Origin of the sequence: Streptomyces prunicolor (assembly GCF_045162825.1) — a bacterium.
GTDB lineage: Bacteria > Actinomycetota > Actinomycetes > Streptomycetales > Streptomycetaceae > Streptomyces > Streptomyces prunicolor.
Genome location: NZ_CP108676.1, coordinates 7,746,537 through 7,768,073 on the forward strand (window position 1 = coordinate 7,746,537; position 21,537 = coordinate 7,768,073).

Consider the following 21,537-nt stretch of genomic DNA (forward strand, 5'->3'; position numbering starts at 1 on the left):
TCGGGCGGTCCCTGTGAGGCGGTGACCGCGGGGGATGGCCGGAGCGCGCCATCCTAGGCCGCGAACGACCCACCTGACCAGGAGTTTCGCAAGACGTATACGGCATTGTCAGTGGCGTGGTGTGCAATGGATCTCGTGCCCGCACTGGAAGAACCCCTGAAAAAGGTGCTCGGCCCCGCCACCGCGAAGGTGATGGCCGAGCATCTCGGCCTGCACACGGTGGGCGACCTCCTGCATCACTACCCGCGCCGTTACGAGGAGCGGGGCCAGCTCACCCACCTCGCCGAGCTGCCGATGGACGAGCACGTCACCGTGGTCGCCCAGGTCGCCGACGCCCGCCTGCACTCCTTCGCGTCCAGCAAGGCCCCCCGGGGCAAGGGCCAGCGTCTCGAAGTCACGATCACGGACGGCAGCGGCCGACTCCAACTCGTCTTCTTCGGCTCGGGAGTTCATAAACCCCACAAGGAACTGCTGCCGGGCACGCGCGCGATGTTCGCGGGCAAAGTCTCCGTCTTCAACCGCCGTCTTCAACTCGCTCATCCGGCATACGAGTTGCTGAAGGGCGACACCGAGGAGACGGTGGAGACCTGGGCGGGCACCCTGATCCCCATCTACCCCGCCACCGCCAAACTGGAGTCCTGGAAGATCGGCAAGGCCCTCCAGACGGCACTGCCCAGTGCCGAGGAAGCCGTGGACCCGCTCCCGGACTCCCTCCGCGAGGGCCGCGGCCTGGTCTCCCTCCCCGAGGCCCTCCTCAAGATCCACCGCCCCCACACCAAGGCGGACATCGCCGCCGCCCGCGACCGCCTCAAGTGGGACGAGGCCTTCGTCCTCCAGGTGGCCCTGGCCCGCCGCCGCCACGCGGACGCCCAACTCCCCGCCGTAGCCCGCAAACCGTCCCCCGACGGCCTCCTCTCCGCCTTCGACGACCGCCTTCCGTTCACGCTCACGGACGGGCAGGTGAAGGTGTCCAAGGAGATCTTCGACGATCTGGCTACGGAGCATCCGATGCACCGGCTGCTCCAAGGGGAGGTCGGATCGGGCAAGGCCCAGCCGCTCGACTCGCTCGTGCTCACACCCGCCGGGTTCCGTCGTATGGGCGATCTGACGGTGAGGGACGAGGTTGTCGTGCCGGACGGGGAGATCGCGCTGATCGACGGGGTCTTCCCCCAGGGAGAGCGTGAGGTCTGGCGCCTGGTCCTCTCCGACGGCAGCCACGTGGAGTGCGACGACGAACATCTTTGGATCGTCGGCACGAGCCGCGGGTGGCACCGAGGACAGACCCCCAAGGTCATGACGACTCGGGAGATCCGCCTGGACACGTTCAGGGCCAACGGATCCTCGAAGTGGTATCTCCCAGCAGCCGCTCCAGTCGATCTGGGCGGCGACTGTGGACTGCCTCTCGATCCCTACCTGTTCGGTGTCCTTCTGGGCGACGGCTCATTCCGGCACAACCTGCGGTTGTCCACGATGGACGACGAGATCCGTGATGCCGTGGCGGCGGCTGTCGCCCCTGAGTGCCACGTGGTCCCGGTGAAGGGCTCCCGTGGCGACTTCACCGTTCAGCTTGCCCAACGTGCTGGAGGGGTCCGCAACCCCGTGATCCAGACCTTGCGTGGGTTGAATCTCTGGGGTGTCACATCGCACAGCAAGTTCGTTCCCGACGAATTCAAGAACACGTCGATCAAGAACCGCCTTGCTCTGCTGCAAGGGTTGATGGATACGGAGGGCACCGTCGACGCGGACGGCTTCAGTCCCTCGTTCTGTTCTGCCTCGCTCACACTGGCGAACGACGTTGCCTGGCTGGTGCGTTCACTCGGCGGTCGAGCACGCGTCCTGCCGAAGAAGGCGTCCTTCAACGTCTCTGTGGCCCTGCCCGACGAATACGCGCCGTTCAGGCTCGCCCGCAAAGCCGAACGAGCAGGGACCAGGCCGAAATACAACACATTCCGCACATTCCGTCGCGGAATCCGAGCAGTTGAGTACGTCGGACGTAAACCCGTTCAGTGCATCAGCGTCACGCACCCCAGCCATGCCTACGTCACCGACAACTTCACAGTGACCCACAACACCATGGTGGCCCTCCGCGCGATGCTCGCCGTGGTCGACGCCGGCGGTCAGGCCGCGATGCTCGCGCCCACCGAAGTGCTCGCTCAGCAGCATCACCGGTCGATCACCGAGATGATGGGGGAGTTGGCCGAGGGCGGGATGCTGGGCGGGGCCGAGCGGGCCACCAAGGTCACGCTGCTCACCGGTTCCATGGGGACGGCCGGGCGGCGTCAGGCACTCCTGGACCTCGTCACCGGTGAGGCCGGGATCGTGATCGGCACGCACGCGTTGATCGAGGACAAGGTCCAGTTCCACGACCTGGGTCTGGTGGTGGTCGACGAACAGCACCGCTTCGGCGTCGAACAGCGAGACGCCCTGCGCGGTAAGGGCAAGCAGCCCCCGCACCTCCTCGTCATGACCGCGACCCCCATCCCACGCACGGTCGCGATGACGGTCTTCGGCGATCTGGAGACCTCGGTCCTCGACCAACTCCCGGCAGGCCGCTCCCCCATCGCCAGCCATGTCGTCCCCGCCGCCGACAAGCCCCACTTCCTGGCCCGCGCCTGGGAGCGCGTCCGCGAGGAGGTCTCCAACGGCCATCAGGCGTACGTCGTCTGCCCGCGCATCGGCGACGAGGACGACGACCCCAAGAAGGCCGGCAAGGCCAAGAAGAAGTCCCCCGAGGACGAGGCGGAGAAGCGTCCACCGCTCGCGGTCCTCGACATCGCGGCCCAGCTCGCCAAGGGCCCGCTCCAGGGGCTGAGGATCGAGGTGCTGCACGGCCGTATGCACCCCGACGACAAGGACGCCGTGATGCGCCGCTTCGCCGCCGGGGACACGGACGTCCTGGTCGCCACGACGGTCATCGAGGTCGGCGTCAACGTGCCCAACGCCACGGCCATGGTGATCATGGACGCGGACCGTTTCGGCGTCTCCCAGCTCCACCAGCTCCGCGGCCGAGTCGGTCGTGGCTCGGCGGCAGGCCTCTGTCTCCTGGTCAGCGAGATGCCCGAGGCCAGTCCCGCCCGCCAACGCCTCAACGCCGTCGCCTCCACCCTCGACGGCTTCGAACTCTCCCGCATCGACCTCGAACAGCGGCGCGAGGGCGATGTGTTGGGGCAGGCGCAGTCCGGCGCCCGTACTTCCCTGCGGGTGCTGTCGGTCATCGAGGACGAAGAGGTCATCGCGGAGGCGCGGGAGGAGGCGACGGCGGTGGTGGCGGCCGACCCAGACCTGGAGCGTCTGCCGGGCCTGCGTACAGCACTGGACGCGCTACTGGACGAGGAGAGAGAGCAGTACCTGGAAAAGGGCTAGCGGAAGGCCACCTTCTTCAGGGGCGCGAGGAACTGCGCGACCAGCCACAATGGACCTGCACCGACCCACGAACAAGGACCCCAGATGACCCGCGTGATCGCCGGCGAAGCCGGCGGACGTCGACTCGCCGTCCCGCCAGGCACCGGCACCCGCCCCACCTCCGACCGCGCACGCGAGGGCCTCTTCTCCACCTGGCAGTCCCTCCTCGGCGCCCCCCTGAACGGCGAACGAGTCCTCGACCTCTACGCAGGCTCGGGCGCCATCGGCCTCGAAGCCCTCTCCCGCGGCGCGAGCCACACCCTCCTCGTCGAGGCCGACCCGAAGGCCGCCCGCGTCATCAGGGAGAACGTCAAGAACATCGGCCTCCCCGGCGCCGAGGTCAGGGCGGGCAAAGCGGAACAGATCGTTCAGACACCGGCGCCGACAGACCCGTACGACATCGTCTTCCTCGACCCGCCGTACGTTGTCGCAGATCACGATCTTCGGGAGATTCTCCTCACACTCCGGTCCGGGGGCTGGCTCGCGCCGGACGCTCTCGTCACCGTGGAGCGCAGCACCAGAGGCGGCGAATTCGGGTGGCCGGACGGATTCGACGCGATCCGGGCCCGTCGCTACGGCGAGGGGACCTTTTGGTACGGTCGCGCCGCCTCTACGTGCGAAGACGCACGATGACCGGACCGGAGAGCGAGGGAACTCAGTTGCGCCGCGCCGTTTGTCCGGGGTCGTTCGACCCCATCACCAATGGACACCTCGACATCATCGCCCGTGCCTCCCGGCTGTACGACGTCGTGCACGTCGTCGTGATGATCAACCAGTCGAAGAAGGGCATGTTCACCGTCGACGAGCGGATCGAGCTGATCCGCGAGGTCACCGCGGAGTTCGGCAACATCCAGGTCGAGGCCTACCACGGCCTGCTCGTCGACTTCTGCAAGCAGCGCGACATCCCCGCCATCGTCAAGGGCCTGCGCGCGGTCAGCGACTTCGACTACGAACTCCAGATGGCCCAGATGAACAACGGACTGTCGGGCGTCGAAACCCTGTTCATCCCGACCAGCCCCACCTACAGCTTCCTGTCGTCCTCGCTGGTCAAGGAGGTCGCGCAGTGGGGCGGCGACATCTCCCACCTGGTACCCGGCGTGGTCCTGGAGGCGCTCACCGAGCGGCTCGGCAAGGCCTGAGGGACTGACAGTGCGTCACCCGGTGTCGGGCGGGGCGGGAGTGGTCGTACAGTCGACCCGTCCGTCTCCAACACGTCGGTAGAGAGTGGCGAGCACACGGTGGACGTGCAGAAGAAGCTCGACGAGATCGTCGCCTCGGTCTCCAGCGCCCGTTCCATGCCCATGTCGGCCTCGTGCGTGGTCAACCGCGCCGAGCTGCTCACGCTGCTCGAAGAGGTGCGTGCGGCCCTGCCCGATTCGCTGGCGGAGGCGCAGGAGCTGATCGGTGGCCGGCACGAGATGGTCGAGCAGGCCCGCCAGGAGGCCGAGCGGATCATCCAGACCGCGCACGCCGAGCGCGGCTCGCTGATCTCCGACACCGAGGTCGCCCGCCGCTCGCAGAACGAGGCGGACCGCATCCTCGCCGAGGCCCGCCAGGAGGCCGAGGAGGTCCGCGCGGAGGCCGACGACTACGTCGACTCCAAGCTCGCCAACTTCGAGGTCGTCCTCACCAAGACCCTCGGCTCGGTCGGCCGCGGCCGCGAGAAGCTGCTCGGCACCGGCCCCGGCATCGACGACCAGGGCTACGAGGACGAGGACGCCCCCGAGCGCAGCCACGACCCGGAGACCCTGCGCCGCGACGCCGACGCGTACGTGGACGTCAAGCTCGGCGCCTTCGAGGCGGTCCTCGCCAAGACCCTGGAGGCCGTAGGAAAGGGCCGGCAGAAGCTGCACGGGCGGATCGCCAGCGACGACCTCGGCGCCCTCTCCCTCGACGACGACGGCAACCAGGTCCAGCACACCAGCGACGCCGACTACCTCGCCGACCTCGCGACCGTCACGGACACCCCGGTCTCGGCCACCCCGCTCCAGCCCGAGCAGCAGGACTACGCCCCGCAGGCGGCCTACGACTACCAGCAGACCGCGCAGCAGCAGGATCCGTACGGCTATCAGCAGCAGGGTTACGCCCAGCCCCAGCAGCAGGACCCCTACGGGTACCAGCAGGCCGACCCCTACGCCTACCAGGGCTACGACACCGGCCAGCAGCCCGTGTACGACCCGAACCAGATGCACCAGGCCCAGCTCGACCAGCAGCAGAACCAGCAGGCCCAGGCTCAGCAGGGCTACGCGCTCGACGAGACCAGCCTCTTCGACACCGGCATGATCAGCGCGGAGCAGCTGCGGGCGTACGAGCAGGGTCGCGGCCTGTAGCGATCGGGGCCGGTGGCCGAGAGCGCACACCGGATTGGGCCGTGAGCGAAAGGTCCAGTATCCTGGCTCTTCGGTCGCGTGTACGTCCGCGATCAACGCTGCCCGGAAGCACCGAAGGGCAGCGTCCTCTTGAGCTAGCAGACCGAAAGACAGGGATGGCTCTGAACGCCCGCCTCGACCACCGCAACCCTCTCGTGTTCGACACTCACGAGCTGGGTCGGCGTCCTGGTGCGCTGCAGCGCCTGAACCGTTCGATCGACGCTCCCAAGGATCTCGGGATCCAGGGGGTCATCGGAGTGCCGGAAGGCGCCCCGGTGGAGCTCGACCTCCGCCTTGAGTCCGTCATGGAAGGGGTGCTTGTCACAGGCACCGCCCGTGCAACGGCCAAGGGGGAGTGCGTAAGGTGTCTGGAGCCGCTGGAGCTGTCGCTCGAAGCGGACTTCCAGGAGATGTTCTCGTACCCTGACGCCGACGACCGTGGCCGCGTAAAGGCGGAACCGGTCGACGACGCCGAGGAAGACGAGGACAGGCTCTTCATCGAGGACGGCTTGTTCGACCTCGAATCCGTGCTGCGCGATGCGGTGGTGCTCGCACTGCCGATGCAGCCGGTGTGCCAGGACGACTGTCTGGGCCTGTGCTCCGAGTGCGGAGTACGGCTCACGGACGACCCGGACCACCACCATGACGCCGTCGACATCCGTTGGGCGGCACTGCAGGGACTCGCCGGTTCACTCGAAGACGGCGAGAAGGACGAGATCAGTGGCGAAGCGCCCCGACCGGCGCGCGCCAACGAGAAGCAGGAGAAGTAGCCGTGGCTGTTCCGAAGCGGAAGATGTCGCGCAGCAACACGCGCCACCGCCGGTCGCAGTGGAAGGCTGCGGTCACCCCTCTGGTTGCGTGCGAGCGCTGCCACGAGCCCAAGCAGCAGCACATCGCGTGCCCTTCTTGCGGCACGTACAACAAGCGCCAGGTCCTCGAGGTCTGAGCGGCTGGTGAGAGGCACCATGTCTGACGTCAAGGCCGACTCAGTCGCCAAGAAACACGCGGACACAGCCTCGTCCCACACGCTGTTGGAAGGGCGGCTCGGGTACCACCTCGAGTCCGCCCTTCTGGTGCGTGCGCTGACCCACCGTTCGTACGCGTACGAGAACGGCGGTCTGCCGACGAACGAGCGGCTGGAGTTCCTCGGGGACTCCGTGCTCGGCCTGGTCGTCACGGACACGCTGTACACCACCCACCCCGACCTGCCCGAAGGCCAACTGGCCAAGCTGCGGGCCGCGGTGGTCAATTCTCGTGCGCTGGCGGAGGTCGGTCGCGGTCTGGAACTCGGCTCCTTCATCCGGCTCGGCCGTGGTGAAGAGGGCACGGGGGGCCGGGACAAGGCGTCCATCCTCGCCGACACCCTGGAAGCGGTGATCGGCGCGGTCTATCTCGACCAGGGCCTCGACGCGGCCTCCGAACTGGTACATCGCCTGTTCGACCCGCTCATCGAGAAGTCCTCGAACCTCGGTGCCGGCCTGGACTGGAAGACCAGTCTCCAGGAGCTCACCGCGACCGAGGGGCTCGGTGTCCCCGAGTACCTGGTCACGGAGACCGGCCCCGATCACGAGAAGACCTTCACTGCTGCCGCCCGCGTCGGAGGCGTCTCGTACGGCACCGGCACCGGCCGCAGCAAGAAGGAGGCGGAGCAGCAGGCCGCCGAGTCCGCCTGGCGGTCCATCCGGGCCGACGCGGACGAGCGAGCCGAGAAGGCGAAGGAGACGGCCGAACAACAGGCCGTCGAGACCGCCACCGAGGCCGCTGAGCAGCCTGCCGAGGAGAGCGCCGACCCGTCGTCGGCGTCCGCCTGACCGAACAGCGCGACCGAGCGCCCGTCCCCGCGTGGGACGGGCGCTCGGCTCATTCACCCGTTGCCACAAGGGGATGTCATGCCCGAGTTGCCCGAGGTCGAGGTAGTCCGACGCGGTCTGGAGCGGTGGGTCGCCCAGCGCACCGTCGCCGATGCCGAGGTACTGCATCCGCGTGCGGTGCGGCGGCATGTCGCCGGCGCCGACGACTTCGCCCACCGGCTCAAGGGACATCGGATCGGTACGCCGAGCAGGCGCGGCAAGTATCTGTGGCTGCCGTTGGAGGACACGCATCAGGCGGTGCTCGCGCATCTCGGGATGAGTGGTCAACTCCTGGTCCAGCCGCATGAGTTGGCCGACGAGAAGCATCTGCGCATCCGGGTCCGGTTCGCGGACGGCCTCGGTACCGAACTCCGTTTCGTCGACCAACGCACCTTCGGTGGGCTGTCGTTGCACGAAACCACTCCGGACGGGCTGCCGGACGTCATCGCGCACATCGCGCGCGACCCCCTGGACCCGTTGTTCGACGACGAGTTGTTCCACCAGTCCCTGCGCCGCAAGCGGACGACCATCAAACGGGCCCTGCTCGACCAGTCGTTGATCAGCGGAGTCGGCAACATCTATGCGGACGAGGCCCTTTGGCGGGCCCGCGTCCACTACGAACGCCCGACCGCGACCTTCACCCGCCCGCGCACCGCCGAACTCCTGGGCCACGCACGGGATGTGATGAACGCGGCCCTCGACGTGGGCGGCACCAGCTTCGACAGCCTGTACGTCAACGTGAACGGGGAGTCGGGCTACTTCGACCGCTCGCTCGACGCCTACGGCCGTGAGGGTCTGCCGTGCCGGCGCTGCGGTACGCCGATGAGCCGGCGGGCGTGGATGAACCGGTCGAGCTACTTCTGCCCGAAGTGCCAGCGGGCGCCGAGGAGTTAGCGGGCGCCGCGGGTCTCGTCGTAGCGCGTGCGGGCCGCGAGGACGTCGTCCATGCGGGACTCCACGAAGTCGACCAGTCCCGTGAGGCGTTCGGCGACGCCGTGTCCCAGCGGGGTCAACTCGTAGTCCACGCGTGGTGGGTTGGTCGGCTGGGCCTCGCGGTGGACCAGGCCGTCGCGCTCCAGGGCGTGCAGGGTCTGCGAGAGCATCTTCTCGCTCACGCCGTCGACGCGGCGCCGCAGCTCGTTGAAGCGCAGCGAGCCCTCGTGCAGCGCGCACAGGGTGAGTCCGCCCCAGCGGCCCGTGACGTGCTCCAGGGTGCCTCGGGAGGGGCAGGCCTTCGCGAAGACGTCGTACGGGAAGCTCTGCTCCTCCGTACGCTCCTGGGTCGTGTCCATGTCGCCAGAGTACGCGAACGCAGCGCTAACCAAAAGGGAGCACTAACCAGTGGTTAGCGCTCCCTGTAGGCGTCCATAGGAGTCCTACGGCCTCGGACTAGTACCCGAAGTCCTGCGTCCACCAAGGACCGTCGGTGCCGAAGTGCACACCCACGCCCAGGGTCTTGAAGTCGCAGTTCAGGATGTTGGCCTTGTGGCCGGGGCTGTTCATCCAGGCGTCCATGACCGCGGCCGCGTCGGCCTGGCCGCGGGCGATGTTCTCGCCGCCGAGGTTGGTGATGCCGAGCTTCTCCGCCCGGTCCCACGGAGTGGCCCCGCTGGGGTCGGTGTGGTCGAAGAAGTCCTCGGTGGCCATCTGTGTGCTGAAGTTCTCGGCCAGCTCGGTCAGCGCGCTGTTCGCGGCCACCGGGCTGCAGCCGACGATCGCCCGCTGCTCATTGACGAGCTTGAGCACCGCGGCCTCGGCCGCGGCCTCCGCGGAGACCGTCACCGGTGCGTCGGCGGACTGCGTAGGCGTCGGAGTGGTGGGCTTCGCCGAGGGAGCCTTGGTCGTCGGCTCCTCGGTCGGGGTGGCCGCCGGCTTCTTTGCCGGGGCCTTCGTGGCGGGCGCGGTGGCGGACTTGGTCGGAGCCGCCGAGGGGGAGGCCGCGCGGTTCGCGCCACGGCTCGTGGAGGAGCCGTCGTCGCGGGACTCCGCGCTGCCGGAGGTGCCGCCCTGCTCGGTCGCGGAGTTGGACGGCGAACCGGCCGCCTGCACCTTGTCCGAGCCGCCACCGCCGCCGAGCTTGTAGTTCTCCAGCCCCGGCATCGCGCCCGCGGCGACCGCCACCGTGCCGATGGCGACCGCGGCGGAGACGCCGAGCAGACCGGACTTGACCGCCGGCGTCACGCTCTTGCGCTTGCGGCGGCGTCCGCGGCCCGGGCGTGAGCCGTCGCCCCGGGAGGAGGCACCCGCCGCCTCGGGGAAGACCACGGCGTAGTCCTCCTCGGTGGCGAAGAGATAGGCCTCGCTCTTGAGTCGGGTGTCGGCCTTCAGCCGGGTCTCGGCCCGCAGGCGGGCTTCGCTCTTCGGCGGGACCTCGTGGTTCGAGCGGACCTCGCGGACCCCATGGTCCGCGGGGACCTGGTGGTTCGCGTGGGTCTGGTGGTTCGGGTGGAACTCGGCGGGACCCTCCGGGTGGAGATAGGGCGCCATGCCGATCGTCGAGCCGTCGGCCGGGTTCCAGTCGAAGCGGTCGTTCCGGTTGGAGAGGTCGGAGCGGTCGTTCCAGTCGTACGAGTCATGCGGGTCGTAGCCGCTCGTGTATGAGCCGTGCGTCTCTGTGACCCCCGTGGCGCGGCTCGTGGCGGCGCGGCCGGCGGCGGAGCGTCGGTGGCGTCCCATGTCCTTGCCTTTCGTCCTTGCGGTCAACTCGTCCGTGCGGTGACCCAGCTCACTCGATCGAGTGAGTTTCATATGAGATTCATTGGGGCGGACGGTACCGCATGGCGGGAGGGGAGCAAGTGCCCAGAGAGGTTTTGGCCGGTTAGGTTGCAGCCATGAGCGTGGATGTGCGGATGGTCGCCTGGGTGCGAGGGCGTGTGCAAGGTGTGGGTTTTCGGTGGTTTACCCGTGCCAAGGCTCTGGAGATCGGGGGCCTGAGTGGTTTTGCTCTCAATTTGGGCGACGGACGCGTGCAAGTGGTCGCGGAAGGATCGCGCGAGGGCTGCCAAGGACTCCTGGACTGGCTCCAGGGGCACGACACGCCCGGGCGCGTGGATGGCGTCACCGAGATCTGGGACACACCCCGCGGCGGCTACGACGGCTTCGCGATCCGCTGAGCACAAACTGCGAAACGGTGTAAAGCGGTCCTGGCGGAAGCGGCGGGACATGCCACCGGCAGCTGCCGCTAGCGGAAATTGCCTGGTGGTTGCCAAGAACGGCTCGCTCTGGCAGGCTCCGCACCTAAGGATGATCGCCACACCTGAAGAAGCCCGCAGGAGTCGCAGCGCCGCCCGCTCAGGGCCGCGCGCCCCCGGGATGCCCGCCAATACAGGGCGTGATCGTGTTGACCGTCAAACTTTTTGGTGAGACTCTGAAAGCCCCGCGCACCTTAGCTGTTTGGCATGGAAGAACAGCAGAGCAACACCCAAGACTGTCAAGCACCGCGGGTGCGATTCCCTCACGACCCACACCGCTTCGGTCGGTCACTCAGTGTGGAGGACCATCCATCATGGCAAAGGCGCTTCTCGGTTACGTCGGCGGTTCCGACCCGCGACTCCTCGCCGAGATGCGACGGCTCCAGCAGCGCGTCCAGGACCTGGAATCCGAGCTCGTTCGGATCCAGGAAGAGAACGACGCGCTGACGGCTGCCGCAACTCACGATTCGCTTCTCGAGAGCATCGACGTACGCCAGGCTGAGCCCGCGCTCACCTGATCACTACGACGCACCATGACGAACAGTGGCTGAGCTGCCAGCATCAACCGCTGCACTGTCAGAGTTTGCAAGGGACGCTTCGGCGTCCCTTCTTTCTTTCCCCCGCATGCCTCCACCCTCTTTAACGTTTGGTGTGCCCTGCACGTTCAAGGGCGAAACCGCGGGGAACCGGACGTTCATGGAGAGAGCGAGCAGCGGAAGGTAGAGTCCAGCGGCGTGCACCTCAAGGCCCTGACCCTGCGGGGGTTCAAGTCGTTCGCCTCGGCGACCACGCTCCGGTTCGAGCCGGGGATCACATGCGTCGTCGGTCCGAACGGCTCGGGCAAGTCCAATGTCGTGGACGCGCTCAGCTGGGTCATGGGCGAACAGGGCGCCAAGTCACTGCGCGGCGGCAAGATGGAGGACGTTATCTTCGCCGGCACCACCGGCCGCCCCCCGCTGGGCCGCGCCGAGGTGTCCCTCACCATCGACAACTCCGACGGGGCACTGCCCATCGAGTACGCCGAGGTCACCATCACGCGGATCATGTTCCGCAACGGCGGCAGCGAGTACCAGATCAACGGCGACACGTGTCGCCTCCTCGACATCCAGGAACTCCTCTCCGACTCCGGCATCGGCCGCGAGATGCACGTCATCGTCGGCCAGGGCCAGCTCGACTCCGTGCTCCACGCCGACCCCATGGGCCGCCGCGCCTTCATCGAGGAAGCGGCCGGAGTCCTCAAGCACCGCAAGCGCAAGGAGAAGGCCCTCCGCAAACTGGACGCGATGCAGGCCAACCTCGCGCGCGTACAGGACCTGACGGACGAACTCCGCCGCCAGCTCAAGCCCTTGGGCCGCCAGGCCGCCGTCGCCCGCCGTGCCGCCGTCATCCAGGCGGACCTCCGCGACGCCCGCCTCCGCCTGCTCGCCGACGATCTCGTACGACTGCGCCAGGCGCTGAACACCGAGATCGCCGACGAGGCCGCACTGAAGGGCCGCAAGGAGGCCGCCGAGCTGGAGCTGCGCAAGGCACTCCAGCGCGAGGGCCTCCTGGAGGACGAGGTACGGCAGCTCACCCCACGCCTCCAGCGCGCCCAGCAGACCTGGTACGAGCTGTCCCAGCTGGCCGAGCGGGTACGCGGCACGATCTCGCTGGCCGACGCCCGGGTGAAGAGCGCGACGTCGGCTCCACCGGAGGAACGGCGAGGCCGCGACCCCGAGGACATGGAGCGCGAGGCCGCCCGCATCCGCGAACAGGAAGCCGAGTTGGAAGCGGCCTTGGAAGCGGCCGAGCACGCCCTGGAGGACACGGTCGCCCACCGCTCCGAGCTGGAGCGGGAGTTGACGGCCGAGGAACGGCGCCTGAAGGACGTGGCCCGTTCCATCGCCGACCGCCGCGAGGGCCTTGCCCGTCTCAACGGCCAGGTCAACGCCGCCCGTTCACGCGCCGCCTCCGCCCAGGCCGAGATCGACCGCCTGGCCTCCGCCCGCGACGAGGCCCAGGAGCGTGCGGTCACCGCGCAGGAGGAGTACGAGACACTCCAGGCCGAGGTGGACGGCCTCGACGCCGGCGACGCGGAACTCTCCGAACAGCACGAGGCGGCCAAGCGCCAACTGGCCGAGGCGGAGGCCGGGTTGACGGCAGCCCGGGAAGCGGCCACAGCGGCGGAACGCAAGCGGGCCGCGACCCAGGCCCGCCACGAGGCGCTGGCGCTGGGCCTGCGCCGCAAGGACGGCACCGGAATACTGCTGGGCGCCCGCGACCGCCTCACCGGAATCCTGGGCCCGGCCGCAGAACTGCTCACGGTGACCCCGGGCCACGAGGTAGCCCTGGCGGCGGCCTTCGGCGCGGCGGCGGACGCGATCGCCGTGACGACACCGGCATCGGCGGCGGACGCAATCCGCCTGCTGCGCAAACAGGACGGAGGCAGGGCGGCACTGCTGCTGGCAGGCAACCCTGAGCATTCGACCCCGGTGACTGAGGCGCCCCAAAGGGGCGCGGGGAACGGCGCGCCCAGCCACGACGAGCCCGCAGACAACAGACAACCCTTCGCCGCTGATTTCGTCCGCGCCCCCGCCGACCTCATGCCCGCAGTCCGCCGCCTCCTGCACAACTACGTCGTGGTCGACACCCTCGAAGCCGCCGAGCAACTCGTATATACGCACCCCGAGTTGACCGCGGTAACCGCCGAAGGCGACCTGCTAGGCGCCCACTTCGCCCACGGCGGCTCCGCAGGCGCCCCCAGCCTCCTCGAAGTCCAGGCCTCAGTGGACGAAGCCGCAGCCGAACTCGAAGAACTGGCCATCCGTTGCGAGGAGTTGGCCGCCACCCAGCAGACCGCAGGCGAGCACCGCAAGGAATGCGCCGCGCTCGTCGAGGAGTTGGGGGAGCGGCGCCGAGCCGCGGAGCGCGAGAAGTCGACCGTGGCACAGCAGTTGGGGCGGCTCGCAGGGCAGGCGCGGGGCGCCGCCGGGGAGGCCGAGCGATCGACCGCGGCGGCGACACGGGCACAGGACGCGCTCGACAAGGCCGTAGAAGAGGCTGAAGTACTGGCCGAACGGCTGGCTGTTGCTGAGGAGATGCCGGTCGAGGAGGAGCCCGATACCTCCGTGCGGGATCGGCTTGCCGCTGATGGGGCCAATGCGCGGCAGACCGAGATGGAGGCGCGGCTTCAGGTTCGTACGCATGAGGAGCGGGTCAAGGGGCTTGCCGGGCGGGCCGATGCGCTGGACCGGGGGGCCCGAGCGGAGCGTGAGGCGCGTGCGCGGGCGGAGCAGCGGCTCGCGCGGCTGCGGCACGAGGCGGCCGTGGCGGAGGCCGTTGCCTTCGGGGCTCGGCAGTTGCTCGCGCATGTCGAGGTGTCCCTCGCCCGTGGTGACGAGGAGCGCACCGCCGCCGATGCCGCCAAGGCGCGCCGCGAGCAGGAGCTGGCCGCCGCCCGGAACCAGGGGCGCGACCTCAAGGGCGAGCTCGACAAGCTCACCGACTCCGTGCACCGAGGGGAAGTGCTCGGTGCCGAGAAGCGGATGCGGATCGAGCAGCTGGAGAGCAAGGCGCTGGAGGAGTTGGGGGTGGAGCCGGCGGGGCTCGTCGAGGAGTACGGGCCGCATCAGCTCGTGCCGCCCTCGCTCGCCGCCGAGGGTGAGGTGCTGCCCGATGATCCGGAGGACCCGCGCAACCAGCCCCGGACATTCCACCGCGCCGAGCAGGAGAAGCGGCTCAAGTCGGCCGAACGGGCGTACCAGCAGCTCGGGAAGGTGAACCCGCTCGCGCTGGAGGAGTTCGCGGCGCTGGAGGAGCGGCACAAGTTCCTCAGTGAGCAGCTGGAGGACCTGAAGAAGACCCGCGCCGACCTGCTTCAAGTGGTGAAGGAGGTCGACGAGCGCGTCGAGCAGGTCTTCACCGAGGCCTACCGGGACACGGCCATCCAGTTCGAGGGTGTCTTCAGCCGACTGTTTCCGGGTGGCGAGGGCAGGTTGATCCTGACCGATCCCGACAACATGCTGACCACGGGTGTGGATGTGGAGGCCCGCCCGCCCGGCAAGAAGGTCAAGCGGCTCTCGCTGCTCTCCGGCGGGGAGCGGTCCCTCACCGCCGTAGCGCTGCTGGTGTCGATCTTCAAGGCTCGGCCCAGCCCGTTCTATGTGATGGACGAGGTCGAGGCGGCGCTCGACGACACCAACCTCCAGCGGCTGATCCGGATCATGCAGGAGCTGCAGGAGGCCTCGCAGCTGATCGTGATCACCCACCAGAAGCGCACGATGGAGGTCGCCGACGCGTTGTACGGCGTCTCCATGCAGGGCGACGGGGTGTCGAAGGTCATTTCGCAGCGCCTCCGCTAGACCTTCATCGCGCGTTCAAGTGTTGAACGCGTGGCGTGACCTGTGGCGTTGGATTTCACATCAGACCCCCTATTGACTTCGAAACTTGAAGGCATAGTCTCTGCAACGTTGCTTTTACCTTCAGGTGGTGGGCAGCGGGAAGCTGTGCGCCACTGGAAGGGTCGCCCCCCCACCCCGGCAGCGACGCCGGTGGCCTCAGGAGTTACACGTGACCAGCACTGCGCAGGCACCTCAGTCAGGAGCCGGGCCGGCTCATCCCGAACATCTCGCGCACGTCATCTTCATCGCGGCGGCGGCCGCGATGGGCGGTTTCCTCTTCGGCTACGACAGCTCCGTGATCAACGGCGCCGTCGAAGCGATCCGCGACCGCTACGACGTCGGCTCCACGGTCCTGGCGCAGGTCATCGCCATCGCCCTGATCGGCTGTGCCATCGGCGCGGCGACCGCCGGCCGGATAGCCGACCGGATCGGCCGTATCCGCTGTATGCAGATCTCCGCGGTGCTGTTCACCATCAGCGCCGTCGGTTCGGCGCTGCCCTTCGCGCTCTGGGACCTCGCCTTCTGGCGGGTCATCGGCGGTTTCGCCATCGGTATGGCCTCCGTCATCGGCCCGGCCTACATCGCCGAGGTCTCCCCGCCCGCCTACCGCGGCCGGCTCGGCTCCTTCCAGCAGGCCGCGATCGTCATCGGCATCGCGATCTCGCAGCTGGTCAACTGGGGCCTGCTGAACGCCGCCGACGGCGACCAGCGCGGCAAGCTGATGGGCCTGGAGGCCTGGCAGGTCATGCTCGGCGTGATGGTGATCCCGGCCATCCTCTACGGCCTGCTCTCCTTCGCCATCCCCGAGTCCCCGCGCTTCCTGATCTCGGCGGGCAAGCTGAGCCGCGCCCACGACGTGCTGCGTGAGGTCGAGGGCGACGACATCGACCTGGACGCCCGCGTCGCCGAGATCGAGCACGCGATGAAGAGCGAGCACAAGTCGACCTTCAAGGACCTGCTCGGTGGTGGAGGCTTCTACTTCAAGCCGATCGTCTGGGTCGGCATCGGCCTCTCGGCCTTCCAGCAGCTCGTCGGCATCAACGTCGCGTTCTACTACTCCGCGACGCTGTGGCAGTCCGTCGGCGTCGACCCGACCCAGTCGTTCTTCTACTCCTTCACCACGTCGATCGTGAACATCATCGGCACCGTGATCGCCATGATCTTCGTGGACCGCATCGGCCGTAAGCCGCTGGCCCTCATCGGTTCGGTCGGCATGGTCGTCGGTCTCGCGCTGGAGGCCTGGGCCTTCTCGTACCACCTGGTCGACGGCAAGCTGCCCTCCGCGCAGGGCTGGACCGCGCTGATCGCGGCCCACGTCTTCGTCCTGTTCTTCGCCCTGTCCTGGGGTGTCGTGGTCTGGGTCTTCCTCGGCGAGATGTTCCCGAACCGGATCCGCGCCGCCGCCCTGGGTGTCGCGGCCTCCGCGCAGTGGATCGCCAACTGGGCCATCACCGCGAGCTTCCCGTCGCTGGCCGACTGGAACCTCTCCGCGACCTACGTGATCTACACGGTCTTCGCCGCGCTCTCCATCCCGTTCGTCCTGAAGTTCGTGAAGGAGACGAAGGGCAAGCGGCTGGAGGACATGGGCTGACCGGCCCCAAGAATCGGGTCCCGTGAGCCGGGGCCCCATGAACTCGGGGAGGCGGGCTCAATCCCCCGCCGCCCGTCTCCCCGAAACCACCCATCGGTCACCAGATGAGGACGCCGCCGCCGATCTCCCGGGCCCGGAGAGCGGCGGCCTCGATGTTGTCCAGGCGGCTCTCCACGAGGTCGGTGCGCTCGCCGACCGCCGCGGCGACAGCTTCCAGACGCTCCCGCAGCAACGCCAGCTCGCGCAGGAAGTCCGGTACGTCCGTGGCCTCGACGTACAGGTCGCTGGAGGCCAGCACGGGAAGGTACACGCAGCCCAGCGCGCGCACGGGCGCCGAACCCCAGACGGTCTCGCGCCAGTTCTCGAAGCCGGCCGAGTCGTTGCACCCCTCCGGAACGTCGAGCACGTTCCACTGGCCGTCCGCGTCACGCAGGAACACATCCACAGCCAAGGTCATGACCGCAGTGGACCACCGGTCGACCGGCCGGTCCACCGGTTGCGGGTAAAGGTCACTCTCCGGATCGGGGTCACTCCCCGAGCCGCGGCAGCACCCGCTCCGCGAACAGCCGCAGGCTGCGCCATCCCTCGTCCACCGGCATCCCGCCCGACAGCGGATGCAGTACGAGGTTGTCGAGCCCCAGCGCCACGCACTCGTCCGGCGTGAGAATCCGGTAGACGCCCTCCGCGCGCAGCTCGGCCACGGTCGTCGCCCCCGACTTCACCGCCGAGCGGATGTCCCCGGACTGCCAGGACGCGTACGTCCGCGCCTCGTGCAGGAAGTGCGCCCCGTACTCGGCCCAGGCCCGGTCCGGATCCTCGGCGATGTGCAGCAGCGGGGTCTCGGCGCCCGGCATCATGGTCCAGCCCTCGGTGCCGTACTCGACGAGCCGGTCCTTGTAGTACGCCTCCAGGTCGGGCAGGTGCGCGCTGGGGAAGAACGGCAGACCGAGCCGGGCGGCCCGACGGGCGGCGGCCTTCGAGGAACCGCCGACCAGCAGCAGGGGGTGCGGGTCGGAGAACGGGCGCGGGGTGACCCGTACGGTACGGCCGCGATACTCGAACTCCTCGCCGGACCACGCCTTCAGGACCGTCTCCAGCAACTCGTCCTGGAGCCTGCCCCGTTGCTTCCACTCCACGTCGAACTGGGCGTATTCCTCCGGTCGGTAGCCGATCCCGGCGACGGTCACCAGTCGGCCGCCGCTCAACAGGTCGAGTACGGCGATGTCCTCGGCCAGCCGGAGCGGGTCGTGCAGCGGGCCGATCACCGCCGAGACGGTCACCGCGATGTGCCGGGTCGCCCCGAACACCGCGCCCGCGAAGGCGAAGGGCGACGGCAGCCAGTTGTTGGCGACACCGTGGTGCTCCTCCGTCTGCACGGTGGTGATCCCGTGCTCGTCGGCGTACGCGGCCATCTCCAGGGCGGCCCGGTAGCGGGCGCTCAGCGAGGCGGGGGTGGCGCCGGGTTCGACGAGGTTGAAACGTACGACCGAGACGGGCATGGGAGGTCCCCCTTCGTGTGCGGTGGGGTCGTGTGTGCTGGGGGACGGTAGCTGACGGTACGTCAGATGGCCATGGGGGCGGCCGGAGTTGCTCGTAGGCTCGGGGGATGAGCGATCCCGCACCCACGAACCCGCAGGCGGAGGCCGAGCACGGGCGCATCGCCCTCTGGCTCGCCCCGGAGGACCTCCGGTAGCTGGCCGAACACTGCTGCTGCGCCCAGGACGCGCCGCACGAAGCGGCCGACCGCTGCCTGCGGCTGCGCTTCCGGGCGAGCACCGCCCTGCACAAGAGCGGCCGGAACGGGTAGCGCCTGTCCGGCGGATCGCCTTGCAGCCGCGCGCACCAGACGCCGCCGATTTCCTGGGACCGGCCCTAGACCGCCACCCTCGCGGGCTCCCCGGCGCGCGCCGCCTCGCGGACAGGCGGCTTCGGCAGGACCGCGTACAGCAGGCCCGAGACCGCGATCGTCGCCACCCAGCCCATGCCGTACTCGCCGACCGGGTTGCCGGTGGCCAGTGGGCCGGTGAACCAGTCCGAGCTCGTGAACAGCAGGCCGGCGCCCAGGCCGAGCGCCCACGCGATGACCGCCGCCGGAGCGAAGCCCGCCCGGTACCAGTAGGCGCTGGTGCGGGTGGTGTCGAGCAGGGCGACGGGGTCGTACTCCGTGCGGCGGAGCATGTCCACGCCGAAGACGCCGATCCAGGCCGAGAACGCCACCGCGAGCAGCGAGAGGAAGGCGACGAAGGAGCCGATGACACCGGTCGTGGCCAGCATCAGGACCGCGCCCAGGACCAGCGAGATCACCGCGTTCACCGAGACCGCCCAGGGGCGCGACACCCGGAAACCGAGGGTCTGCGCGGTGAAGCCCGCCGAGTACATCGACATCGCGTTGATCAGCAGCATCCCGACCAGCGCGATGAGCAGGTACGGCACCGCGAGCCACAGCGGGAGGATCTCGCCGAGGAAGGACACCGGGTCGGCGGTGGCCGCGAGATCCGGGAGCTCCGCCGCCATCACCGCGCCCATCAGGACCATCGGGAGTACGACGATCCCGGCGCCGGTGACCGTGTTGCGCACGATCGCCGCCGAGGACGCCGTACCGGGCAGATACCGCGTGAAGTCAGGCGCGGCCGGTGCCCAGCTCATCCCGCCCGCGGCGACCAGCCCGATACCGGTGACCACGGCGGAGACGGGGCCCGGACCCCGCCCGAAGACCCTGCCCCAGTCCGTGTCGACGAGCAGTCGGCCCAGCACGAGCACCGAGAAGACGCCGAAGAGCCAGGTGGCCCATCTGGTGCAGCGCTGCACCGCGTCGATGCCCAGGCCGGAGATCGCGAACGTGGCGGTGACGAACAGCAGCAGGGTCACGACGATCAGCGCCGTACCGCGCCGGATGCCGAAGAGCACGTCCAGCACGGTCAGCAGCGCGTAGGCGCCGGTCACCGCGTTGATCGTCTCCCAGCCCCAGCGCGCGACCCAGATCAGCGCACCGGGGAGCAGATTGCCGCGCTGCCCGAAGACGGCCCGGGACAGTGCCATGCCGGGGGCGCCGCCCCGCTTGCCTGCGATGCCGATCAGCCCGACCAGGCCGAACGCCACGATCGGGGCCACGATGCCGACGACCAGGGTCTGCCAGAAGTTCAGGCCGAAGGTGACGGCGAGGGTCGCGCCCATGGTCAGCAGCAGGACGGTGATGTTGGCGGCGACCCAGGTGGGGAAGAGGGCGCGGGTGCTCGCGGTGCGCTCGGCGAGGGGTACCGGTTCGATGCCCCGGGTTTCGAGGCCGTGGCTTGCCATGGGGAGAGATCGTACATTGATCCCGTTGTATGTATGAATGCAAGCATTTGCCCCAGTGGGAAAACAGGCGCTGGGTACGGACCAGACCCATGGCTGATACTGAGTGGGTTATGGAAACCGTCATCCTTGCTGTAGTCATCGCCGTGGTCGTGCTCGGTGCGCTGGGTGGGCTCGTCGTCGGCAGTCGGCGCAAGAAGCCGCTGCCCCCGCCGCCCACCTCCGTGCCCGACATCACCGCCCCGCCGGCCGAGCCGCACGTCGGCGACGAGGCCGAGACGCCGCGCGACGAAGCGCGCCGGACGATAGAGGAGGTGGATCTTCCGGACGGCTCGGCCCCGGTCGCCGTCGAGGAACCCCCCGTACTGGATGTCCCCGAGCTGGATGTTCCCGAGCCGACCGCCGGACGCCTCGTCCGGCTGCGCTCCCGGCTCTCCCGCTCGCAGAACGCGCTCGGCAAGGGGCTGCTCACGCTGCTGTCCCGCGAGCACCTCGACGAGGACACCTGGGAGGAGATCGAGGAGATCCTCCTCACCGCCGACGTCGGCGTGGCTCCCACCCAGGAACTGGTCGACGGCCTGCGCGCCCGCGTGAAGGTGCTCGGCACCCGCACCCCGCAGGAACTGCGCACGCTGCTGCGCGAGGAGCTGCTCAAGCTGGTCGGCACCGACGTCGACCGCACGGTCAGGACCGAGCCCGAGGACCGTAAGCCCGGCATCGTGATGGTCGTCGGGGTCAACGGCACGGGCAAGACCACCACGACCGGCAAGCTCGCGCGCGTGCTCGTGGCCGACGGGCGGACGGTCGTGCTCGGCGCCGCCGACACGTTCCGGGCTGCCGCCGCCGATCAGTTGCAGACCTGGGGTGAGCGGGTCGGTGCCCACACCGTGCGCGGGCCCGAGGCCGGGGATCCTGCCTCCGTCGCGTTCGACGCGGTGAAGGAGGGCAAGGAGATGGGGGTCGATGTCGTCCTCATCGACACGGCCGGGCGGTTGCACACGAAGACCGGGCTCATGGATGAGCTCGGGAAGGTCAAGCGGGTGGTCGAGAAGCATGCGCCGCTCGACGAGATCCTGCTTGTGCTCGACGCCACGACCGGGCAGAACGGGCTGGTGCAGGCGCGGGTCTTTGCCGAGGTCGTCGACATCACCGGCATTGTGCTGACGAAGCTGGACGGTACCGCCAAGGGGGGCATCGTGATCGCCGTTCAGCGTGAACTGGGGGTGCCGGTGAAGCTGATCGGGCTTGGCGAGGGGGCGGATGACTTGGCGCCCTTTGAGCCGGAGGCGTTTGTCGATGCCCTTATCGGGGACTGACGCTCCGCGGGTTGGGCGGTTTTTTGGCTGCGGGTCGGTGGGGGCTGGTCGCGCAGTTCCCCGCGCCCCTGAAGGGGCGCTTCGCTTGCCCCCTTTGACGAAGTGCCCTTCTCCAGCTTGGAGAAGGGCACTTCGTCGTCTCTAC

18 protein-coding genes are annotated in these 21,537 nt (G+C 68.8%); 13 read left to right on the forward strand and 5 right to left on the reverse strand.

Annotation, left to right across the window (positions count from 1 at the left end; translation table 11 throughout):
• The first annotated feature begins 126 nt into the window (after positions 1 to 126).
• From OG588_RS35745 to mutM, 8 genes are all read left to right on the forward strand, one after another.
• Positions 127 to 3,363, forward strand: a complete 3,237-nt coding sequence (locus OG588_RS35745) for a helicase-related protein (protein ID WP_405950837.1) — start codon at positions 127 to 129, stop codon at positions 3,361 to 3,363.
• A gap of 84 nt (positions 3,364 to 3,447) precedes the next feature.
• Entirely contained in the window at positions 3,448 to 4,035 is a 588-nt protein-coding gene (gene rsmD / locus OG588_RS35750; protein ID WP_405950838.1) for a 16S rRNA (guanine(966)-N(2))-methyltransferase RsmD, read from the forward strand.
• Positions 4,032 to 4,541, forward strand: a complete 510-nt coding sequence (gene coaD, locus OG588_RS35755; protein ID WP_019058670.1) for a pantetheine-phosphate adenylyltransferase — start codon at positions 4,032 to 4,034, stop codon at positions 4,539 to 4,541. Before rsmD ends, coaD begins: the two co-directional genes overlap by 4 nt.
• A gap of 99 nt (positions 4,542 to 4,640) precedes the next feature.
• Positions 4,641 to 5,732 (forward strand): ATP synthase F0 subunit B, encoded by a 1,092-nt coding sequence (locus tag OG588_RS35760; RefSeq protein ID WP_405950839.1) that lies wholly within the window; start codon positions 4,641 to 4,643, stop codon positions 5,730 to 5,732.
• 155 nt (positions 5,733 to 5,887) lie between these two features.
• Complete coding sequence (locus OG588_RS35765) at positions 5,888 to 6,541, forward strand: DUF177 domain-containing protein (protein WP_033282673.1); 654 nt, start codon at positions 5,888 to 5,890, stop codon at positions 6,539 to 6,541.
• Positions 6,542 to 6,543: 2 nt separating this feature from the next.
• On the forward strand, positions 6,544 to 6,717 hold the full coding sequence (gene rpmF, locus OG588_RS35770) for a 50S ribosomal protein L32 (protein ID WP_015657589.1): 174 nt from the start codon (positions 6,544 to 6,546) through the stop codon (positions 6,715 to 6,717).
• Positions 6,718 to 6,736: 19 nt separating this feature from the next.
• Positions 6,737 to 7,582 carry a ribonuclease III gene (rnc, locus tag OG588_RS35775; protein WP_405950840.1) on the forward strand — a complete coding sequence of 282 codons (846 nt, stop codon included), beginning with the start codon at positions 6,737 to 6,739 and terminating at the stop codon, positions 7,580 to 7,582.
• 78 nt (positions 7,583 to 7,660) lie between these two features.
• On the forward strand, positions 7,661 to 8,515 hold the full coding sequence (mutM, locus tag OG588_RS35780) for a bifunctional DNA-formamidopyrimidine glycosylase/DNA-(apurinic or apyrimidinic site) lyase (protein WP_405950841.1): 855 nt from the start codon (positions 7,661 to 7,663) through the stop codon (positions 8,513 to 8,515).
• Here the strand turns inward: mutM and OG588_RS35785 are convergent.
• Positions 8,512 to 8,913: a winged helix-turn-helix transcriptional regulator gene (locus tag OG588_RS35785; protein ID WP_405950842.1), complete on the reverse strand. Its 402-nt coding sequence runs from the start codon at positions 8,911 to 8,913 to the stop codon at positions 8,512 to 8,514. The genes mutM and OG588_RS35785 overlap by 4 nt on opposite strands.
• Positions 8,914 to 9,010: 97 nt before the next feature.
• Positions 9,011 to 10,297 carry a CAP domain-containing protein gene (locus OG588_RS35790; RefSeq protein WP_405950843.1) on the reverse strand — a complete coding sequence of 429 codons (1,287 nt, stop codon included), beginning with the start codon at positions 10,295 to 10,297 and terminating at the stop codon, positions 9,011 to 9,013.
• A gap of 155 nt (positions 10,298 to 10,452) precedes the next feature.
• On the opposite strand from OG588_RS35790, the gene OG588_RS35795 reads away from it, so the two are divergent.
• From OG588_RS35795 to OG588_RS35810, 4 genes are all read left to right on the forward strand, one after another.
• Entirely contained in the window at positions 10,453 to 10,734 is a 282-nt protein-coding gene (locus tag OG588_RS35795; RefSeq protein ID WP_405950844.1) for an acylphosphatase, read from the forward strand.
• 392 nt (positions 10,735 to 11,126) lie between these two features.
• The gene (locus tag OG588_RS35800; RefSeq protein ID WP_329258332.1) at positions 11,127 to 11,330 is read left to right on the forward strand and encodes a hypothetical protein; all 204 of its coding nucleotides are present in this window, start codon (positions 11,127 to 11,129) and stop codon (positions 11,328 to 11,330) included.
• A gap of 216 nt (positions 11,331 to 11,546) precedes the next feature.
• Positions 11,547 to 15,152, forward strand: coding sequence for a chromosome segregation protein SMC (gene smc / locus OG588_RS35805; protein WP_405950845.1), 3,606 nt, complete (start codon positions 11,547 to 11,549; stop codon positions 15,150 to 15,152).
• Between the two features lie 208 nt (positions 15,153 to 15,360).
• Positions 15,361 to 16,782, forward strand: a complete 1,422-nt coding sequence (locus OG588_RS35810; RefSeq protein WP_365306921.1) for a sugar porter family MFS transporter — start codon at positions 15,361 to 15,363, stop codon at positions 16,780 to 16,782.
• Positions 16,783 to 16,879: 97 nt separating this feature from the next.
• Here OG588_RS35810 and OG588_RS35815 read toward each other — a convergent pair whose 3' ends face one another.
• The 3 genes from OG588_RS35815 to OG588_RS35825 form a co-directional block, all read right to left on the reverse strand.
• Positions 16,880 to 17,239 (reverse strand): hypothetical protein, encoded by a 360-nt coding sequence (locus OG588_RS35815; protein ID WP_405950846.1) that lies wholly within the window; start codon positions 17,237 to 17,239, stop codon positions 16,880 to 16,882.
• Positions 17,240 to 17,309: 70 nt separating this feature from the next.
• The gene (locus OG588_RS35820; protein ID WP_266862711.1) at positions 17,310 to 18,281 is read right to left on the reverse strand and encodes an LLM class flavin-dependent oxidoreductase; all 972 of its coding nucleotides are present in this window, start codon (positions 18,279 to 18,281) and stop codon (positions 17,310 to 17,312) included.
• A 373-nt stretch (positions 18,282 to 18,654) separates the two neighbouring features.
• Entirely contained in the window at positions 18,655 to 20,079 is a 1,425-nt protein-coding gene (locus OG588_RS35825; protein ID WP_405950847.1) for a cytosine permease, read from the reverse strand.
• A 110-nt stretch (positions 20,080 to 20,189) separates the two neighbouring features.
• Between OG588_RS35825 and ftsY the strand changes: the two genes are divergently transcribed.
• Positions 20,190 to 21,392: a signal recognition particle-docking protein FtsY gene (gene ftsY / locus OG588_RS35830; protein WP_266862714.1), complete on the forward strand. Its 1,203-nt coding sequence runs from the start codon at positions 20,190 to 20,192 to the stop codon at positions 21,390 to 21,392.
• The last annotated feature ends 145 nt before the right edge of the window (positions 21,393 to 21,537 follow it).

Coding starts and splice junctions, on each gene's coding strand:
- OG588_RS35745 (WP_405950837.1), top strand. CDS start 127: ATGGATCTCGTGCCCGCACTGGAAGAACCCCTGAAAAAGGTGCTCGGC.
- rsmD (WP_405950838.1), top strand. CDS start 3,448: ATGACCCGCGTGATCGCCGGCGAAGCCGGCGGACGTCGACTCGCCGTC.
- coaD (WP_019058670.1), top strand. CDS start 4,032: ATGACCGGACCGGAGAGCGAGGGAACTCAGTTGCGCCGCGCCGTTTGT.
- OG588_RS35765 (WP_033282673.1), top strand. CDS start 5,888: ATGGCTCTGAACGCCCGCCTCGACCACCGCAACCCTCTCGTGTTCGAC.
- rnc (WP_405950840.1), top strand. CDS start 6,737: ATGTCTGACGTCAAGGCCGACTCAGTCGCCAAGAAACACGCGGACACA.
- mutM (WP_405950841.1), top strand. CDS start 7,661: ATGCCCGAGTTGCCCGAGGTCGAGGTAGTCCGACGCGGTCTGGAGCGG.
- OG588_RS35785 (WP_405950842.1), bottom strand. CDS start 8,913: ATGGACACGACCCAGGAGCGTACGGAGGAGCAGAGCTTCCCGTACGAC.
- OG588_RS35790 (WP_405950843.1), bottom strand. CDS start 10,297: ATGGGACGCCACCGACGCTCCGCCGCCGGCCGCGCCGCCACGAGCCGC.
- OG588_RS35795 (WP_405950844.1), top strand. CDS start 10,453: ATGAGCGTGGATGTGCGGATGGTCGCCTGGGTGCGAGGGCGTGTGCAA.
- OG588_RS35800 (WP_329258332.1), top strand. CDS start 11,127: ATGGCAAAGGCGCTTCTCGGTTACGTCGGCGGTTCCGACCCGCGACTC.
- OG588_RS35815 (WP_405950846.1), bottom strand. CDS start 17,239: ATGACCTTGGCTGTGGATGTGTTCCTGCGTGACGCGGACGGCCAGTGG.
- OG588_RS35820 (WP_266862711.1), bottom strand. CDS start 18,281: ATGCCCGTCTCGGTCGTACGTTTCAACCTCGTCGAACCCGGCGCCACC.
- OG588_RS35825 (WP_405950847.1), bottom strand. CDS start 20,079: ATGGCAAGCCACGGCCTCGAAACCCGGGGCATCGAACCGGTACCCCTC.
- ftsY (WP_266862714.1), top strand. CDS start 20,190: ATGGAAACCGTCATCCTTGCTGTAGTCATCGCCGTGGTCGTGCTCGGT.